This is a genomic window from Rhodanobacter soli, from assembly GCF_039523495.1.
Lineage (GTDB): Bacteria > Pseudomonadota > Gammaproteobacteria > Xanthomonadales > Rhodanobacteraceae > Rhodanobacter > Rhodanobacter soli.
In genome coordinates this window covers 1,027,812-1,045,860 of record NZ_BAAAFK010000001.1, presented here as the reverse complement: position 1 = coordinate 1,045,860, position 18,049 = coordinate 1,027,812, and the positions used below count along the sequence as shown (strand labels likewise).

Sequence of the window (18,049 nt, the reverse complement as noted above, 5' to 3'; positions counted from 1 at the left end):
TCCATTCCCCTTCCCGCCTAAGCAGGCAAAGCCCGGGGGCTCACGCCCCCAGGCTTGCTTGACGCTAGATCAAACTGACGACGCGCAAGGGCGCCGATTACTTCAGTTCGACCGTGGCGCCGGCAGCTTCGAGGTCCTTCTTGAACTTCTCGGCATCTTCCTTCGATACGGCTTCCTTCAGGACGCCGCCGGCCTCGGTGAGGTCCTTGGCTTCCTTCAGGCCCAGGCCGGTGATCGCGCGGACAGCCTTGATCACGTCGACTTTCTTGGCGCCGGCGGTCTTCAGGATGACGTCGAATTCGGTCTGCGCTTCGGCAGCCGGGGCAGCAGCGGCCGGACCGGCCACGGCGACCGGGGCAGCTGCGGTCACGCCAAACTTCTCTTCGATGGCCTTCACCAGGTCCATCACTTCCATGAGCGACTTGGCGGCGACGGCTTCAACGATCTGTTCGTTGGTCAGGGACATTTGATTTACCTCTGGAAATGGATTCGGTTTGAATAGACGTTGAACTTAGGCGGGCTCGGCTTCGGCCGGGGCTTCGGCAGCGACTTCGCCACCACCCTGCTTGTCGGCCACAGCCTTGACGACACGGGCGAACATCGTGGCCGGTTCGGCCAGCACGCGGGCCAGCATGGCCAGCGCCTGTTCGCGGGTCGGCAGCGAGGCCAGCACGTCGACGTGCGCAGCCGGCAGCAGCTTGCCTTCCACCGAGACGATTTTCGCCTTCAGCTTGTCGTTGCTTTTGGCAAATTCCTTGATCAGACGCCCGGCAGCGCCGGGTTCTTCCGTCGAGAATGCGTACAGCAGCGGACCGACCAGGGCGTCCTTGACGACCTCGAACTCGGTACCGACCACGGCGCGCGACGCCAGCGTGTTCTTGACAACCCTCAAGTACACGCCGGATTCGCGGGCCTTCTTGCGCATCGCGGTCATCTGTTCGACCGTGGTGCCCGCATACTCGGCAGCGACCAGGGAGTGAGCCTTCGCGGCAACTTCTGCCAGTTCGGCGACTACTTCTTGCTTCTGAGACAGATTGAGAGCCATTGCACTCCTCCAAATGAACTCCGCTTACGGCTCCTGCCGCTTGCGGTCCTGGGCGACGCCATCCGTGACGTCGGGGACGCGGGGGTCCCGGGTGTTGGCCTTTCCAGAAAATCGAACGATTCCAGAAGGGGCAGCACCATCTACGCAGGCCGGATTTGCAGGAAACCCGATTAAGCGATCCCGCTGGCGGCGACGGCGATTCCCTGCCTTGTACGAGCTCCCTGCCCGTCGTCGTCGCGCGCTGAACGCGCCTGCGGTCTTTGACAGCGGCCCCGATCTTCATGCGAAGAACCGGGGCTACCCTCAAAAACTGCCCGCACCGACAAAAGCGTCGAGCGGGGCTTGAGTCTTACTTCGCGGAAATGACCAGCGACGAGGTATCGACGGCAACGCCGACGCCCATCGTGCTGGACAACGCCACTTTCTGCAGAAACTGACCCTTCGCCGTGGCCGGCTTGGCCTTCAGCAAGTCGGCGATCAGCGTGTTGAGGTTGTCCGCCAGCTGGGCGGCCTCGAAGCTGGCCTTGCCGATGGTGGCGTGGATGATGCCCGCCTTGTCGTTGCGGAACTTCACCTGGCCGGCCTTGGCGTTCTTGACCGCGGTGGCGACGTCGGCGGTGACCGAGCCGTCCTTCGGGTTCGGCATCAGGCCGCGCGGGCCGAGCAGCTGGCCCAGCTTGCCGACCACGCGCATCGCGTCCGGCGTGGCGATCACGCGACCGAAGTCGAGATCACCAGCCTGCATGCGCTCGGCCAGGTCGTCCATGCCGACGGCGTCGGCACCGGCAGCCTTGGCGGCCTCGGCCTTCTCGCCCGGCGGGCAGAACACGGCGACCTTGACGGTCTTGCCGGTGCCGTGCGGCAGCAGCGAGGAGCCGCGCACGCCTTGGTCCGACTTCTTGGCGTCGATGCCCAGACGCACGGCCACGTCCACCGACTCGGCGAACTTCGCCTTGGCGTTGTCCTTGACGATCTTCAGGGCCTCTTCCAGGGCGTAGAACTTGCCCGGCTGCACCGCGGCCTGCGCGGCCTTCATACGCTTCGTGATCTTTGCCATGTCTTAGCCCTCCACCGTCAGGCCCATGCTGCGGGCGCTACCGGCAATGGTGCGCACCGCGGCGTCAAGGTCGGCAGCCGTCAGATCCGGCTCCTTCTGCTTCGCAATGTCTTCCAGCTGCTTGCGAGTGACCTTGCCGACCTTGTCGGTATTCGGCTTCGGCGAGCCCTTGGCGACACCGGTAGCCTTCTTCAGAAGGATCGTGGCGGGCGGGGTCTTGGTGATGAAGGTGAAGCTGCGATCGGAGTACGCGGTAATGATCACCGGGATCGGCAGGCCGGGCTCCAGCTTCTGCGTGGCGGCATTGAACGCCTTGCAGAACTCCATGATGTTCAGGCCGCGCTGACCGAGGGCGGGGCCCACCGGCGGCGACGGGTTGGCCTGGCCGGCCTTGACCTGCAGCTTGATGTAACCGACAACTTTCTTTGCCATTGGATTTTCCTCGCGAGTGCAGGCGCCTTGCGGCTCCTCGCTGTTCACCGTTCCATGGATGGAGGGAAGATCTGCCTCGTGCAGATCCGAAACGCGGACACGCCGGGCCAAGAAGACCCCGCGTGAACCGCGCAGTATAGAGATTTAGTGGATCGTCAGCAAGCCCCGTGCCAAGGTCGCCGGATCGGATGGCCGGGTCGCCCCGACCGGAACAGTCCGCTCAGGCCTTCTCGACCTGACCGAACTCCAGCTCGACCGGGGTCGAGCGACCGAAGATCAGCACCGCGACGCGCAGGCGACTCTTCTCGTAGTTGACTTCCTCGACCACGCCGTTGAAATCGTTGAACGGGCCCTCGGTGACGCGCACCATCTCGCCCGGTTCGAACAGCACCTTGGGCCGGGGCTTCTCGACGCCTTCGCGCACGCGGCTGAGGATCGCCTCGGCCTCGCTGTCGCGAATCGGCAACGGGCGGTCGGCGGTGCCTCCGATGAAACCCATCACCTTCGGAGTTTCCTTGATCAGATGCCAGCATTCGTCGTCGATCCGGGGCGACTTGCCCTCGGTATTCGTCTCGATCTGCACCAGCACGTAGCCGGGGAAGAACTTGCGCTCGCTGCGGCGCTTCTGGCCGCCACGCATCTCGATCACTTCCTCGGTCGGCACCAGCACTTCGCCGAACTTCTCTTCCATCTCGGCGCGCTTGATGCGCTCCTCGAGGGAACGCTTCACCTGATTCTCGAAGCCCGAATAGGCGTGCACCACGTACCAACGCTTGCTCATGCTCACCTCAGCCACCCAGCTTCAGCAGCCAGTCGAGAATGACCGACTTCAGGATCAGGTCGATCAGACCCAGCAGCAGCGACAGGATGATCACCACCACGATGATGATGCCGGTCGTCTTGATCGTCTCGTCGCGGGTCGGCCAGACCACCTTGCGCATTTCGAACTGCGACTCGGCGATGAAGTTCCGTACCCGCCGGCCCAGCGCGGTGAACGCGGCAATCGCCAGCGCAACCACCATCGCAGCCAGCACGCCCAGCAGGCGCACCGACGATGAAATGCTGCCATCCCGACCGAGCCAGGAATAGGCGAAGATACCGCCAGCCAGCACCAGACCCGCCAGTACCAGCTTGCCGATGTCGGCGGCGTTCGTGCCCTTGGACTGTTCTGCCTTGGTATTCATGCACTAGTGACCAGGTGTCAGCAGCATGCCGTGCCTTGCGGCCGACCTTGCCATCGTCACCCGTCTCGATCCTCGGGGAAGTGGCACGCCAGGAGGGACTTGAACCCCCAACCTGCGGTTTTGGAGACCGCTGCTCTGCCAATTGAGCTACTGGCGTACATGGCTTGAACTTGAAACACGACGGCGAGCGGCTTGAATCCGCTCGCCCCGTGAGGATTATTTCAGCCATCCTCCCTGATGGCAAAGATCAACCCGGCATCCTGCCGGACTTTTTACATTTGTTTCAGCCATCCTCCCTGATGGCAAAGATCAGACCGGCATCCTGCCGGACTTCTCACAAAAGCTTTTACTTACTTGATGACCTTGGCCACCACGCCGGCGCCGACGGTACGGCCGCCCTCGCGGATGGCGAAACGCAGGCCCTCATCCATCGCGATCGGGTGAATCAGGCTCACCACCATCTTCACGTTGTCGCCCGGCATCACCATTTCCACGCCTTCCGGCAGGGTCACGGCACCCGTCACGTCGGTCGTGCGGAAGTAGAACTGCGGGCGGTAGCCCTTGAAGAACGGCGTATGACGGCCACCCTCGTCCTTCGACAGCACATACACCTCGGCCTCGAAGTCGGTGTGCGGCTTGATCGTGCCGGGCTTGCACAGCACCTGGCCACGCTCCACGTCGTCACGCTTCAGGCCGCGCAGCAGCAGGCCGGCGTTGTCGCCTGCCTGACCCTGGTCCAGCAGCTTGCGGAACATCTCCACGCCGGTGACCGTGGTCTTCTGCGTGTCGCGGATGCCGACCACTTCGATTTCGTCGCCAACCTTGATGATGCCGCGCTCGATGCGACCGGTCACCACGGTGCCGCGGCCCGAGATCGAGAACACGTCTTCCACCGGCATCAGGAACGGCTTGTCGATCGCACGCACCGGCTCCGGAATGTAACTGTCCAGCGCATCGACCAGCTTGATGATCGACGGCACGCCAATCTCGCTCTGATCGCCTTCCAGCGCCAGCTTGGCCGAACCGTGGATCATCGGCGTGTCGTCGCCCGGGAAGTCGTACTTGGTCAGCAGCTCGCGCACTTCCATCTCGACCAGTTCGAGCAACTCGGCGTCGTCCACCATGTCCGCCTTGTTCAGGTAGACCACGATGTACGGCACGCCGACCTGACGGCTCAGCAGGATGTGTTCGCGCGTCTGCGGCATCGGGCCGTCCGCGGCCGAGCACACCAGGATCGCGCCATCCATCTGCGCCGCACCGGTGATCATGTTCTTCACATAGTCCGCATGGCCCGGGCAATCGACGTGCGCGTAATGGCGGTTCGGCGACTCGTATTCCACGTGGGCGGTCGAGATCGTGATGCCGCGCGCCTTCTCTTCCGGCGCCGCGTCGATCGCGCTGTAATCCTTGAACTCGCCACCAAAACGTTCCGCACCGACCTTCGTCAGCGCCGCCGTCAGCGTCGTCTTGCCGTGATCCACGTGACCAATCGTGCCGACGTTGACGTGCGGCTTGGTGCGTTCGAATTTACCCTTTGCCATGCGCGCTAAACCCCGATGGAGTCAATGAACTGGAGAAAACTGCCCGTTTCGGGCTGACCATGACGGCCGAATGAGTGGTGCTCATGACAGGAATCGAACCTGTGACCTCTTCCTTACCAAGGAAGTGCTCTACCGACTGAGCTACATGAGCGGAAATTTCAGCCATCCTCCATGACGGCGAAGACAAGGCCGGCGTCCTGCCGGACTTTTCAAAAAAGTGAAGTACCCAATGGAGCGGAAGGCGGGAATCGAACCCGCGTAATCAGTTTGGAAAACTGATGTTCTACCATTGAACTACTCCCGCCCTGCGCGGAACTCTTGCTGATGGAGGGAGGTGGATTACTCCGGGCATCCTGCCCTCCGCCCCTCCGGGGCCGCGCCACTTTCGCGTCGCGTTCAAAATCGCTCCTGCGATTTTGTCGAACCACGGCGGCGGATTTCATCCACCTCCACGGCCCTGCATGTCGGATCTCTACAAACTTGATTACCGATGGCACTCAAGCTGGTGGAGGGAGGTGGATTCGAACCACCGAAGGCGTAAGCCAGCAGATTTACAGTCTGCCCCCGTTGGCCGCTTGGGTATCCCTCCAACAAAGAACGCGTATTGTGTGGATCGGACCCCGAGCTGTCAACACCTTGCGGCGTCGCTTCCGCATGCGGAGGCGATTTTTCGCGGGGGTCCTCAGTCCAGCGAGGTCGCGCGCAGATCGACCAACTGCTCCATGCCCTTGGACAACTCCAGCAGCTGTTTCGCCTGCGTCTGCAGCCGGCGCTCGTTGTCGTCGCGCGGCTCCCAGCGCGGCACCGGGGTTGGCTTGCCGTCCGGGCTGTCCAGCGCCACGAATACCATCACGCAGCTGGTCGCCAGGCGCTGCTCGTCCTTTCGCAGGTCACGCGCCAGCACGTCGACCGCCAGATGCATGCTGCTGGTGCCGGTGTGGATCAGGCGCGCCCGCACTGTGACCAGGTCGCCAATCAGGATTGGCGCCACGAACTGGATCCCGCTGACCGAGGCAGTGACGCAGTACGCCCCGCTCCAGCCCACCGCGCAGGCATAACCGGCCTGGTCGATCCACTTCATTGCCATACCGCCGTGCACCTTGCCGCCAAAATTGACGTCGGTGGGCTGGGCGAGGAAGCGGAACGTCACTTCGTGCTGTTTTCCGGACATGGGGCTGACGACTCGTGGGCGAAATCCGAAGCCGGGATTATGCCTGAGCGCACGCACTTGCCCGCGTCGACGCACCATCCGTCAGCTTGCGGCCCGCCCCGCTTCATGGCTAGATGGGGGTCAGGGAAGCAGGGGGAGCCATTCATTGGTCTTGCGCAGCATTGCATCACGGACGGCGCTGTGGGTCCTGGTCGGCTCCACCCTGGTGCTGGCAGCCATTGGCGCCTTGTTGCTCAGCCTGACCCGCACACAGATCCTCGAACACACCCACCATGAGGCAGCGGCCCTGGCGGCCAACGCCGGCAGCCAGATCCAGGCCCGGATCGACCGTGTCGCAGTTTCGGCACGGATGCTCGCCGCGATCGTCGCCACCCGCCAGGACGACGCCGAACCGCTGCTGCGCGACACCCTGGCTGCGAACCTGGACATGGACGGGCTGGCTGCGGTGTTCAGGCCCTCGCCGAATCCGGCCCACGCCCCGCCGCACTCGCCGTTCGTGAGCCGGCTGGACAACGGCACCTTGACCAGCCGCGACCTCGCGCGCGACGCCAGCCCCTACCGGAACAGCAACTGGTTCCTCGGCGGACTCGGCTGCGGCAATGGCTGCTGGCAGCGAGCGTTCTTTTCGCAGTCCCGGCACCGCCAGCTGATCAACTACTCCGTGGCGATCAGTCGCGACGGGCACCCCGTCGGCATCATCAACGCCGACGTCACGCTCGACTGGCTGCACCAGATACTGGGCAGCCTGGCCAAACCCGAGGGCGCCTATGCCTTCGTGCTGGACAGCGACGGCGACTACCTGGCGCACGACAACCCCGACCTGGTGGGCAAGCGCGGCATGACGGCCCTGCTCAAGGTGCTGGCAAGCGACCAGGCCGAATCGACGCGCCTGCCGGTGGCGCAAAACCCACGGGCACACGGCCCGGTCTGGGTTTATTCCGCCCCGATCGAAGGTACCCGTTGGCGGCTTGGCCTGGTGGTCCCGGAATACCAGATCTATGCCGGTGTAAGGCGCATCTTCCTGCTGAGTCTCGCGCTGGGCCTGCTGGCTCTGCTGGGCGTCGCGCTGATCACGCTGCTGACCATCCGCCGCACGATGGCGCCGCTGGGGGTGCTGGCCGACCGCGCCGAGCGCGTCGCCCGCGGCGAGCTGGATTTCGAGCTGCCGCCGCCGCGCCGCCCCGACGAGGTGGGCCGCCTCACCCAGTCCTTCGATCAGATGCGCCGCGAGCTGGCCCTGCACATGGAGAACCTGGCCCGGGTGGCGCGGGAAAAGCAGCGGCTGGCCAGCGAGCTGGAGATCGCCCGCCAGATCCAGATCGGCCTGCTGCCGAGCGAGCACTATCTCGACGCCGTCTGCGCCTATTTCGAACTGCATGCGGCGCTGCGCCCGGCCCGGGCGGTCGGCGGCGATCTCTACAGTTATTTCATGCTCGACCCGCAGCGCTTCTTCGTGATGGTCGGCGACGTCTCCGACAAGGGCATTCCGGCCGCCCTGTTCATGGCGCAGACGATCACCCTGGCCAAGGCGCTGGCGCCGCGCGCGCAGACGCCGCAGAACCTGCTGCGCTTGCTCAACCTCGAACTTTGCCGCGGCAACGACAGCTGCATGTTCGTCACCCTGCTGTGCGGCCTGCTGGATACCGGCAACGGCAGCCTGGTGCTGGCCAGCGCCGGACACGAGCCGCCGATCCTGTGCGGCCGCGGCGCGCCGCAACTGCTGGACTTCCCCACCGGCGCGGTGCTCGGCCTGTACGAGGACTCCGACTACCCGGAACATCGCCTGCGCCTGCGCCAGGGCGAGACCCTGCTGATGTATACCGACGGCATCACCGAGGCCAGCGACCGCTGGCAGCAGATGTACGGCATCGAGCGCACCGTGGAAAGCCTCGCCCAGGTGCCGCCGACGGCTTCCACCGCCGGCTACATCGAACGACTGCTGGGCGACGTGGACCATTTCGTGGGGGAGGCCGCACAGGCCGACGACATCACCGTGCTGGCGCTGACCTGGCACGGCGCCACGGCGCCGGGCACCGAGATGTGCATCGACAACCAACTGGCCGACGTGTTCGGTGCGCTCGACCGCTGCGAGAACCTGCTGCAGGAAGCCGACGTGCCGGCCGCGTTGCGCAGTGACATGCGCCTGGTGCTGGAAGAGCTGATGGTCAACACGGTCGAATACGGCTATCCCGACGGACGCCCCGGCCAGATCCGCATCCTGCTGCAGCCCCAGCCGGACGCTGTCGCGATCGAATTGATCGACGACGGCGTCGTCTTCGACCCGCTGCAGTCGGCCACCCCCGACCTTACCGGCGACCTCGCCGACCGTGAACAGGTCGGCGGTCTCGGCATCCATCTCGCGCGCACCATGGCCAGCGAAATGCGCTACACACGGGATGCCGACGGCAACCATCTACTGCTTCGCTTCGCTTACCCGAACCCGGACGGATCTTCACCATGACGCTCAGCCTGAACCACGAATTCTCCGCACCCGATCGTGTCGTCGTGCACGTCGGCGGCCGCCTCGACGCGATGACCTTCGGCGAACTCGATGAAGCCATGCTGGCCCTGCTGCCCCGGCTCGGCGACGGCGGCACCGTGGTGGTCGACCTGGCCGGACTGGAATACGTCAGCAGCGCCGGGCTGCGCAGTTTCGCCAGGATCCGCAAGAGCATGCGCACCCGCAACGGCCACACCCTACTGCTGAACCCGCAGCCACAGGTGCGCAAGGTGTTCGACATCGTCAAGGCCGTGCCGGTGAACGAGGTCTTCACCAGCACGCAGGAACTCGACGCCTACCTGGACCGCATGCAGCGGCAGATCACCGAAGGCGACAACGACGACGCCTGAGCGGCACGCCATCAGCGTGACGGCCCGGGCAACGCCAGCGGATCGCCGCTGTAGATCGCCACATGCGGCACGCCATCTGCGCCGATCCAGCCGCGATACATGCCCTCGGTGTTGAACGGCATCGACACGCTGCCGTCCGCGCCCAGGATGATCGCACCGCCGTCGCCGCCCATCTGCGGTATTTCCTCATTGATCACCGCCTTGCCGGCCTGCTCCGCGGATTCGTTCAACTCGGTCATGCGCAGGCAGATCTCGCGTGCTGCGGAAACGCGGATGTAGTACTCGCCCCAACCCGTGCCTGAGACCGCGCAAGCGGCGTTCGCATAGGTGCCGGCACCTATGATCGGCGAATCGCCGACGCGGCCGTAGCGCTTGTCGGTCATGCCGCCGGTCGAGGTCGCCGCGGCGAGGCGACCCTCGCTGTCGCGCGCCACCGCCCCGACCGTGCCGAAGTGCTTCAGCGCCGCCAGTCGTGTTCCGAGCTTTTCGCCCGCGGCGTATTCCTTCAGCGCCTTCTGCAGATCCTGCCAGCGTTTCTCGGTACGAAAATACGCAGGATCGACCAGCTTGATACCCTGCTCGGCGGCGAACTGCTCCGCGCCGCTGCCGACCATCATCACGTGCGGCGAATGCTCCATCACGGCGCGCGCCAAGAGCACCGGATTGCGCACCCGGTGCACGCCCGCCACGGCACCGGCGGCCAGCGTCGAGCCGTCCATGATCGATGCGTCCAGCTCGTTCCTGCCGTCATGCGTGAACACCGCGCCACGCCCCGCATTGAACAGCGGGTCGTCTTCCAGCACGGTAATCGCGGCGGTCACCGCCTCCAGTGCCGGCTTGCCCGCCTTCAATCGTGCATGGCCATTGCGCAACGCCAGCTCCAGCGCGACGCGCGCCTGCGCCTCGATCTGCGGGGTCATCTGCGCACGCTCCACCCCCGCGCCACCATGGATCACCAGCAGCGGCGGCACCCCGCCATGCAGGTACAGCTTGCCGCCGCGCACATCGGTGATCGTCTCGAACACCGGCCGCTGCACGCTGAGGTCACGCATGTCGACCCGGCTTTGCGTGCCGATGCCGGTTACCCGCACGCCGCGGTAGTCCAGCGGCTTGCCCGCTTCGACCCGCTCAGGTTGGCCTTGGGGGCGCAGCAGCCAGGCGAAGCCGTTGTTCAGCGTGAACACCCGGCCGCTGCCGTTGCCATCGACGGCCAGCACCGTCCCTTCATCCACACCCAGACCAATCACGTCCGGATGACCTTGGTGCCGCAGCCGGGCGACGAAGGCGATCAGCCGACCCTGCCGTTCGCGTGCATTGAAGTGGGTGTCGGTGATCACCTGCTGCAGATACGGCATATGCAGGAAACCGTCGACCAGGGTGATGCCCTTGCCCAGCGGATCGCGCAAGGCCTCTTCCGAAACCATGCTGCCGCCGTCCAGCGCGCCGTAGGCATGGCCGCCAAGGATCGCCAGGCCGGCGCTACTGCCGCCGATCGGCTTGCCCTCGGCGACGTGCCGGTCCAGCAGCGCGTTCAGCGGCGTGCCCTTCCAGAACCGCACGTAATTCGCCTGGTCGCCGCCGGCGAGGAAGATGCCGTCGGCCTGCCGCACGACCTCCAGCACTTTCGGATCGCTGGCCGCTGCGCGGCTGTGGAACACCAGCGTCTGCACCGAAGCCACGCCGCCGACGTCGTGGTACAGCTCCTTCTGCAGATCGTCGTCTCCGGACGCGCGCAGTATCACGAAATGGCCGTGGCCGCCCTTCGCCACCAACCAGGCGAACGCCTGGTGCGGCCACTCGCCACCGCCCATCAGCAGCAGCGCCGGCTCGGTAGCGCCGGACCGGGTCGCCTTGAGGTCACCGACCTGGTAATACTCGTAGCCATCGCGTACGGCGGTCGGATCCGCCGACTTGGCCAGCGCGTTTGCGCCGATCACCGCCAGACCCAGGGCCAGCAGGCAGGAAGCGGCGGGACGCAGGAAGACGGGCAGTTGCTTGAACGGAAGCATCAGTCGATATCCCGAGCGAAGGTGGTACGGAAAGCGTCCAAAGCGCGGCGCACTCAAAACCGGGACGAACCTGCGCAGCGTTTCCCCCATCGTTGTATTTCCGCTGCGGATTGACGCTAAGGTCGCCGTGTGGACGACTCTCTCAACAACTGGTTTGCCCGCGAAATCCTGGTGCATGAGAGCGCGCTGATGCGCTATCTGCTGCGCAGCTGGTTCCGCCGCGAAGAGATCCACGACCTGCGCCAGGAAATCTACGTGCGCGTCTACGAGGCCGCGGCGAAGGCCCGCCCGGCGATGCCGAAATCCTTCATGTTCACCACCGCACGCCACCTGATGACCGACCGGCTGCGCCGCGGACGCGTCGTCTCGATCGAGGCCGTGGGTGATATCGACGCGCTGAACGTCCTGATAGACGAGATCTCGCCGGAACGGCGATTAGGCGCACGGCAGGAGCTGAAGCGCCTGACCGACGCATTCGACCGCCTGCCCGACCGCTGCCGCGAGGTGGTCTGGCTGCGCCGGGTCGAGGAGCTGTCGCAGAAGGAAGTGGCGGCGCGCATGGGCATCAGCGAGAAGACGGTGGAGAAGCAGGTCGCCAAGGGTGCGCGCCTGATCGCGGAATACTTCTACGGCGGCAGCCATGCACGTCGCCCGGCTCACGGCGACGCGATGGACACCGCATACGAGAACGGACATGGTCAGCAGCAGGGAGATTGAACATACCGCCGCCGCCTGGCTCGCCAGGCGCGACGCCGGCGACTGGAGCGAACGCGACCGGCAGCAGCTGGACGCGTGGCTGGACGCGTCCACGGCCCACCGCGTCGCCTTCATCCGGCTCGACGCAGCGTGGCGGCAGAGCGACCGGCTGAAGGCACTTGGCGCCGGCGTACCTGCGGGCGTGGTACCTGCGCGCGGCAGCTGGACGCCCTCGCCGTTCGGCAACGCCGATGAACCTGCGGACGAACCGCGCCACCTGCGCCCGGCGCACACCGACGCCGACGCACACCGGCACGTCCCTCGTCGGCATCGGGGACAACGCCGCAGCCTGCTTCGTCATCTCGCCACCGCCGCGGTGCTGGCACTGGTCGTGTCGCTGGCGCTCGGCTGGCGTCACTACACCGCGGTGGAGCAGGCGTCCTTCCGCACGGCGATCGGCGATCTGCAGGAGGTGCCGCTGGCCGACGGCTCCACCGCCACCTTGAGCAGCGACAGCCGCATCCTGGTCACCCTGTCGCACGGCGAGCGCCATGTCGACCTGCAGCAGGGCGAGGCATTCTTCGCGGTGGCCAAGGACCCCGCGCGGCCGTTCGTGGTCAGCATCGGCGGTCGTCGGGTGACGGCCGTCGGCACCCGCTTCTCCGTGCGCCGCGACCTGGCCGACCTGCGCGTGGTGGTGACCGAGGGCCTGGTACGGCTGGAATCGGATCGCCTACCGGGCGGCCACCGCCAACCCACCACCCTGCTGCCCGCCGGCAGCGTGGCGCTGGCCAGCGATGCCGGGGTGGTGGTGCACTCCGGTTCGGTGCAGCAGGCCGAGGAATACCTGAGCTGGCGCAGCGGCTTCGTCAGCTTCCACGACACCCCGCTGGCCACCGCCGCCGCCGAATTCAACCGCTACAACACTCGCAAGATCGTGATCGGCGATGCCAACGTCGGCGCCATGCGCGTGGGCGGCAACTTCCGCTGGTCCAACACCGACGCCTTCGTGCGGCTGCTGGCGCAGGGCTTCCCGATCAGGGCCCGTCAGCAGGGCGGCAACATCGTGCTGACCCGGCGCTGACGCCAGCACACGGCAACCGACGGGCGGGATTTGCGTCGTCAGTTCGTCCCGGCAATACATGGCGCACATCGTGTGCGCCCACCTGGGGAGAGGTGACGATGATCCGTTCGCTACGCGGCGCGATGTTCGTGCTGGCTTGTTCGGTGTCCGCCATGGCATCCGCGCAAACCGCTACAGTCCGACAGCTTGATATTCCGGCCGGGGACCTGGTCACCGCGCTGGATACCCTGGCCCGCCAATCCGGCGCGCAATTCATCTACCAGGCCGACCAGCTCAAGGGGCTGCGCACCTCCGGCGTGCATGGCACGCTGTCGGCGGACGACGCGCTGGGACGGCTGCTGGCCGGCAGCGGTTTCACCGTCCATCGCGACGACTCCGGCGCCGCCGTCATCGTGAAGGGCGCCAGCCAGCCCGCCCAGCCGCCGGCACCATCCGCCCCGGCCAGCAGCCGCAGCGCGGCCGCAGCGGCCCCGCAGGAAGCCACCCGGCTGGACGAGATCCAGGTCACCGGCTCGCGCATTCCGCGCGCGCAGATCGAGGGGCCGGCGCCGGTCACCGTGATCACCGCCAGCGACATCAAGGCCAGCGGCTTCGCCAGCGTGCCCGACGTGATGCGCGCGATCACCCAGAACGGCGGCGAGACGCAGAGTCAGCAGTCGTCCAGTGGCGCCGACTTTTCCCCGGGCGCGGAACAGGTGGACCTGCGCGGGCTCGGTCCCAACCACACTCTGGTGCTGGTCAATGGCCGGCGCATCGCCGACTTCCCGATGCCGTTCAAGGGCCGCAGCAACTTCACCGACATCTCCAACATTCCGATCGGCATGATCGACCGCATCGAGGTGCTCACCGGCAGCGCCTCGGCGGTGTACGGCTCGGACGCGATCTCCGGCGTGGTCAACTTCATCCTGAAGCAGCATGCCGACGGCACCACCATCGACCTGCGCTACGGCGACACCACCCGCGGCGGCGGCGAGTCGTACAAGCTCAACTTCTCCACCGGCTTCTCGCACAACGACTTCAACCTGGTGTTCGGCGCCGAGCTGATCGAGCAGAAGCCGCTTTGGGCGTACCAGCGCAAACTGCAGGACTCCACCGCCGACGCGCCCACCGCGCGCTCGCAGGTGCCGCGGCGCACCTTCCTCAACGGCGACTGGAACGACGACTACATCGACCCGGGCCAGGCCACCTGCGATGCGCTGTCGTATCTCAACGGCGGCACCACGGTGTACGCGAACCGGCCGCGCTACGGCAATTTCTGCGGTAGTGCCGAATCGATCGGCTACGGCACCATCCTCAGCCAGCGCCGCGGCATCAACACCTACACCTCGGCCAACTTGAAGATCAACGACACACTGTCCTGGTTCGGCGACATGCAGCTGGGCTACAGCAAGGTCAGCCTGTTCCGCGACGTCGAGCAGTGGAACTACCAGGCGCCCGACGGCAACGAGGACGGCTACTTCTACAACGCGCACAGCGGCGGCATCGAGAACTGGTACCGCCAGTTCACGCCGGAAGAAATGGGTGGCCTCGACCGCGGCATGATCAAGAACACGCAGAAGACCTTCAGCCTGACCACCGGCTTCAAGGGCACGTTCGGCGAACGCTGGGACTACGAAGCTGCGCTCAGCCATTCGCAATACAAGGCGCTGATCAGCTGGCCGCAGACCGTGGCGGCGAAGGCCAACGACCTCTACCTCGGCCCGCAGCTCGGCGTCGACGCCGACAGCGGCCTGCCGATCTTCGACGCCGACCCGGCCCGCCTGTACACGCCGCTGACCCGCGCCGAGTACGACGCGATCACCGCGCGCACGAACTATCGCCCCGAATCGCGCAGCGACACGCTGGCGTTCACCCTCACCAACACCGACCTGTTCCAGCTGCCGGCCGGGCCAGCCGGCTTCGCCGGCGTGGTCGAGTACGGCAACCAGGCCTACGACCTCAACCCCGACCCGCTGGCCACGCAGTACTACTACTACAGCTGGAAGGACTCCGACGGCCACGGCAGCCGCAACCGCTGGGCCGCCGCCGGCGAACTGCGCCTGCCGCTGCTAGAGACGCTCAACCTCAGCCTGGCCAGCCGCTACGACCAGTACCGTTTCTCCGGCCGCAAGACCGGCAAGCTGACCTACAGCACCGGCCTGGAATGGCGCCCGTTCGACAGCCTGCTGCTGCGCGGCTCGTACGGCACCGCGTTCCGCGCGCCGGACCTGCACTACGTCTACGCAGGCATCGGCAACGACGAGACCTCGGGCAATGACTACTACCGCTGCCGCACCGAGGAACCGGGCGTCGACATCACCGACTGCGACTATTCCGGCGAGGGCCTGATCCGCACGCGCCAGGGCAACCGCGACCTCGATTCCGAGACCAGCACCTCGTGGACCACCGGCTTCGTCTGGTCGCCGACGCCGAACCTGGACTTCTCGGTCGACTACTTCAGCATCCGCATGCAGAACCAAGTGCAGGACCTCAGCACCGACCGCATCCTGCAGCTGGAAGCGAACTGCCGCATCGGCACCGACGTCAACGGCAACGCGGTCGATGCGAACTCGCCCAGCTGCGTCGACGCGATCTCGCGGGTGAACCGCTATCCGACCAGCAGCGCGGTCGACCCGGGCGGCCTGTACGGCATCTTCGTCAACCCGATCAACGTCGCCAACGAGCGCACCAGCGGCATCGATGCCAGCACGCATTACAAGCTGGCAACGGCGATCGGCACGTTCCGCTTCAACGGCAACTACACCTGGGCACGCAACCATCTGTTCCAGCAGTACCCGGGCGACCCGGTGCTGGACGAGCTCGCGGTCAACAGCGGCTTCGACATCCCGCGCAGCAAGGCCAGTGCCAGCGTGTCGTGGGAGCGCAACGCCTGGTCGGCGACGCTGTTCGGCTCGCGCCTGGGTCGCCTGCCGAACTCGGATTCATACGACCAGATCGTCGATACCGCAGCCGGCGAGACCGCCTGGATCGGCGCCACCTACCGCTACAACGCCTCGATCCAGTACAAGTTCAGCGACCACGCGCAGCTGTCGCTGGCGGTGGACAACCTGTTCGACAAGATGCCGCCGCGCGATCCCACCTACACGTCGTACCCGTACTACGACATCTCGTGGTTCGACGCGGCCGGACGCAGCTACTACCTGCAGTTCACCTGGAAATTCGGCGGCAGCGCGCTCTGAACGACGAAGGCAGCGCACCCGTGGGTGCGCTGCCTTCGTTCGGGATGCCGCTCAAACGTTGAACAGGAAGTGCAGCACGTCGCCGTCCTTGACGATGTATTCCTTGCCTTCCTTGCGCAGCCGGCCGGCCGCGCCGGCACCGGCTTCGCCCTTGTACTGGATGAAGTCGTCGTAGCTGATTGTCTCGGCGCGGATGAAGCCGCGCTCGAAGTCGGTGTGGATCACCGCGGCGGCCTGCGGCGCGGTCGCACCACGCCTCACCTGCCACGCGCGCACTTCCTTCACGCCGGCAGTGAAGTAGGTCTGCAGGTCGAGCAGCTTGTAACCGGCGCGGATCACCCGGTTCAGACCCGGCTCGTCCAGGCCCATGTCCTTGAGAAACTCGTCGCGGTCGGCCTCTTCCAACTGCGCCAGCTCCTCCTCGATCGCCGCGCACACCGGCACCACTTCGGCGCCCTCGGCGACGGCGCGCTCGCGCACGGCATCGAGCAACGGGTTGTTCTCGAAGCCGTCGTCGGCGACGTTGGCGATGTACATCAGCGGCTTCAGGGTGAGCAGGAACAGGTCGCGCACCAGCGCCTTCTCCTCCTCGTCCAGGCCCAGGCTGCGCGCAGACTTGCCTTCGTTGAGGCCGGCGGAGAGCTTCTGCAGCACCGGCTTCTTCGCCAGCGCTTCCTTGTCGTTTGCCTTGGCCGCGCGCTCGGCGCGGTTCAGCGCTTTGTCCACCGACTCCAGGTCGGCCAGCGCCAGCTCGGTGTCGATGGTGTCGATGTCGGAGATCGGATCGACCTTGCCGGCGACGTGGATCACGTCGCCCTCGAAGCAGCGCACCACGTGCGCGATCGCGTCCACTTCACGGATGTGCGCCAGGAACTTGTTGCCCAGTCCCTCGCCCTTCGACGCGCCGGCAACCAGGCCTGCGATGTCGACAAACTCCACCGCCGTCGGCACCACCTTTTGCGGATTGACGATCTCCGACAGCGCGTTCAGTCGCGGGTCCGGCACCGGCACCACGCCGACGTTCGGCTCGATCGTGCAGAACGGGAAGTTCGCCGCCGCGATGCCGGCCTTGGTCAGCGCGTTGAACAGGGTGGACTTGCCGACATTGGGCAGACCGACGATGCCGCATTTGATGCCCATGGTGGGACTCCGGGGAACGGGGAATGGGGAACAGGGAACATGAGGTTTGAGGAGGCGCGAACGTTGCGGCCTTGATCAGGCGCTTACGTTCCCCGTTCCCCATTCCCCGTTCCCGTCGTATGCAACTGCTGCATCGCCTTGTCGAACTGGCCGTCCACCGCCAGCGGCAGCACGTCCAGCGCGCGGGCGATGCCGTCGAGGATGGCGTCCTCGTCCGCGGCCGACGGCCGACCCAGCACCCACGGCGTGACCTGGTCGCGGTGGCCGGGATGGCCGATGCCCACGCGCAGGCGATGGAACTTGCCGTGGCCGAGGTGGCCCATGATGTCGCGCAGGCCGTTCTGGCCGCCGTGGCCGCCATCGAACTTCAGGCGCACAGTGCCGGGCGGCAGGTCCAGGTCGTCATGCGCGACCAGGCACTGCTCCGGCTCGATCTTGTAATAGCGCAGCGCCGAGACCACGGCGATGCCGCTCTTGTTCATGAAGGTGGCCGGCTTCAGCAGCCAGACCGACTCGCCACCGAGGCGCACGCGGCAGGCTTCGCCGTGCAGCTTGCCGTCGAAGGCGAAGCGCTCGCCCTGCCCGCTGGCGAGGGCATCAACTAGCCAGAACCCGGCGTTATGCCGGGTTCGGAGGTATTCGGCACCGGGATTGCCCAGCC

The 18,049-nt window shown here is 65.9% G+C and carries 16 protein-coding genes, 4 tRNA genes, 1 other RNA gene and 1 pseudogene; 5 read left to right on the top strand and 17 right to left on the bottom strand.

Annotated elements, in window-relative coordinates; genetic code table 11:
- Positions 1-97: 97 nt before the first annotated feature.
- The 13 genes from rplL to ABD024_RS04570 all read right to left on the bottom strand — a co-directional run bounded on the left by rplL (position 98) and on the right by ABD024_RS04570 (position 6,430).
- The gene (rplL, locus tag ABD024_RS04630) at positions 98-466 is read right to left on the bottom strand and encodes a 50S ribosomal protein L7/L12 (protein WP_077515272.1); all 369 of its coding nucleotides are present in this window, start codon (positions 464-466) and stop codon (positions 98-100) included.
- 45 nt (positions 467-511) lie between these two features.
- A complete protein-coding gene (gene rplJ / locus ABD024_RS04625) occupies positions 512-1,045 on the bottom strand; it encodes a 50S ribosomal protein L10 (RefSeq protein WP_343850158.1) in 534 nt (177 codons plus the stop codon).
- Positions 1,046-1,394: 349 nt separating this feature from the next.
- Positions 1,395-2,102: a 50S ribosomal protein L1 gene (gene rplA / locus ABD024_RS04620; protein WP_056386857.1), complete on the bottom strand. Its 708-nt coding sequence runs from the start codon at positions 2,100-2,102 to the stop codon at positions 1,395-1,397.
- A 3-nt stretch (positions 2,103-2,105) separates the two neighbouring features.
- Positions 2,106-2,534, bottom strand: a complete 429-nt coding sequence (gene rplK / locus ABD024_RS04615; RefSeq protein WP_056386859.1) for a 50S ribosomal protein L11 — start codon at positions 2,532-2,534, stop codon at positions 2,106-2,108.
- Positions 2,535-2,754: 220 nt separating this feature from the next.
- The gene (gene nusG, locus ABD024_RS04610) at positions 2,755-3,315 is read right to left on the bottom strand and encodes a transcription termination/antitermination protein NusG (protein WP_056387085.1); all 561 of its coding nucleotides are present in this window, start codon (positions 3,313-3,315) and stop codon (positions 2,755-2,757) included.
- A 7-nt stretch (positions 3,316-3,322) separates the two neighbouring features.
- Positions 3,323-3,718, bottom strand: a complete 396-nt coding sequence (gene secE / locus ABD024_RS04605; protein WP_343850153.1) for a preprotein translocase subunit SecE — start codon at positions 3,716-3,718, stop codon at positions 3,323-3,325.
- An 81-nt stretch (positions 3,719-3,799) separates the two neighbouring features.
- A tRNA-Trp gene (locus ABD024_RS04600) sits at positions 3,800-3,875 on the bottom strand.
- A 193-nt stretch (positions 3,876-4,068) separates the two neighbouring features.
- Entirely contained in the window at positions 4,069-5,259 is a 1,191-nt protein-coding gene (tuf, locus tag ABD024_RS04595) for an elongation factor Tu (protein WP_343850151.1), read from the bottom strand.
- 75 nt (positions 5,260-5,334) lie between these two features.
- Positions 5,335-5,410 (bottom strand) — tRNA-Thr (locus tag ABD024_RS04590).
- A 79-nt stretch (positions 5,411-5,489) separates the two neighbouring features.
- A tRNA-Gly gene (locus ABD024_RS04585) sits at positions 5,490-5,563 on the bottom strand.
- A gap of 18 nt (positions 5,564-5,581) precedes the next feature.
- A non-coding RNA gene (locus ABD024_RS04580) (RtT sRNA) lies at positions 5,582-5,723 on the bottom strand.
- 39 nt (positions 5,724-5,762) lie between these two features.
- Positions 5,763-5,848 (bottom strand) — tRNA-Tyr (locus ABD024_RS04575).
- Positions 5,849-5,941: 93 nt separating this feature from the next.
- Positions 5,942-6,430, bottom strand: a complete 489-nt coding sequence (locus ABD024_RS04570) for an acyl-CoA thioesterase (RefSeq protein ID WP_343850149.1) — start codon at positions 6,428-6,430, stop codon at positions 5,942-5,944.
- Positions 6,431-6,581: 151 nt separating this feature from the next.
- Here ABD024_RS04570 and ABD024_RS04565 point away from each other — a divergent pair, with 151 nt between their 5' ends.
- Positions 6,582-8,891, top strand: coding sequence for a SpoIIE family protein phosphatase (locus tag ABD024_RS04565; RefSeq protein ID WP_343850147.1), 2,310 nt, complete (start codon positions 6,582-6,584; stop codon positions 8,889-8,891).
- Positions 8,888-9,280, top strand: coding sequence for an STAS domain-containing protein (locus ABD024_RS04560; protein ID WP_343850145.1), 393 nt, complete (start codon positions 8,888-8,890; stop codon positions 9,278-9,280). The genes ABD024_RS04565 and ABD024_RS04560 overlap by 4 nt, the downstream gene beginning before the upstream one ends.
- A gap of 11 nt (positions 9,281-9,291) precedes the next feature.
- Here the strand turns inward: ABD024_RS04560 and ABD024_RS04555 are convergent, their stop codons facing one another.
- Both ABD024_RS04555 and ABD024_RS04550 read right to left on the bottom strand, forming a co-directional pair.
- The gene (locus tag ABD024_RS04555; protein ID WP_343854496.1) at positions 9,292-10,305 is read right to left on the bottom strand and encodes an isoaspartyl peptidase/L-asparaginase family protein; all 1,014 of its coding nucleotides are present in this window, start codon (positions 10,303-10,305) and stop codon (positions 9,292-9,294) included.
- A gap of 183 nt (positions 10,306-10,488) precedes the next feature.
- Positions 10,489-11,091: pseudogene (locus tag ABD024_RS04550) on the bottom strand (cyanophycinase); the annotation flags it as partial.
- Between the two features lie 327 nt (positions 11,092-11,418).
- On the opposite strand from ABD024_RS04550, the gene ABD024_RS04545 reads away from it, so the two are divergent.
- The 3 genes from ABD024_RS04545 to ABD024_RS04535 all read left to right on the top strand — a co-directional run bounded on the left by ABD024_RS04545 (position 11,419) and on the right by ABD024_RS04535 (position 16,248).
- Positions 11,419-12,006, top strand: a complete 588-nt coding sequence (locus tag ABD024_RS04545; RefSeq protein WP_343850142.1) for an RNA polymerase sigma factor — start codon at positions 11,419-11,421, stop codon at positions 12,004-12,006.
- Positions 11,984-13,069, top strand: a complete 1,086-nt coding sequence (locus ABD024_RS04540; protein WP_343850140.1) for a FecR family protein — start codon at positions 11,984-11,986, stop codon at positions 13,067-13,069. The genes ABD024_RS04545 and ABD024_RS04540 overlap by 23 nt, the downstream gene beginning before the upstream one ends.
- 98 nt (positions 13,070-13,167) lie before the next feature.
- On the top strand, positions 13,168-16,248 hold the full coding sequence (locus ABD024_RS04535) for a TonB-dependent receptor (RefSeq protein WP_343850138.1): 3,081 nt from the start codon (positions 13,168-13,170) through the stop codon (positions 16,246-16,248).
- A 51-nt stretch (positions 16,249-16,299) separates the two neighbouring features.
- On the opposite strand, the gene ychF is transcribed toward ABD024_RS04535, so the two are convergent.
- Entirely contained in the window at positions 16,300-17,388 is a 1,089-nt protein-coding gene (ychF, locus tag ABD024_RS04530) for a redox-regulated ATPase YchF (RefSeq protein ID WP_343850136.1), read from the bottom strand.
- An 83-nt stretch (positions 17,389-17,471) separates the two neighbouring features.
- Entirely contained in the window at positions 17,472-18,047 is a 576-nt protein-coding gene (gene pth / locus ABD024_RS04525; protein ID WP_343850134.1) for an aminoacyl-tRNA hydrolase, read from the bottom strand.
- Positions 18,048-18,049: the final 2 nt, after the last annotated feature.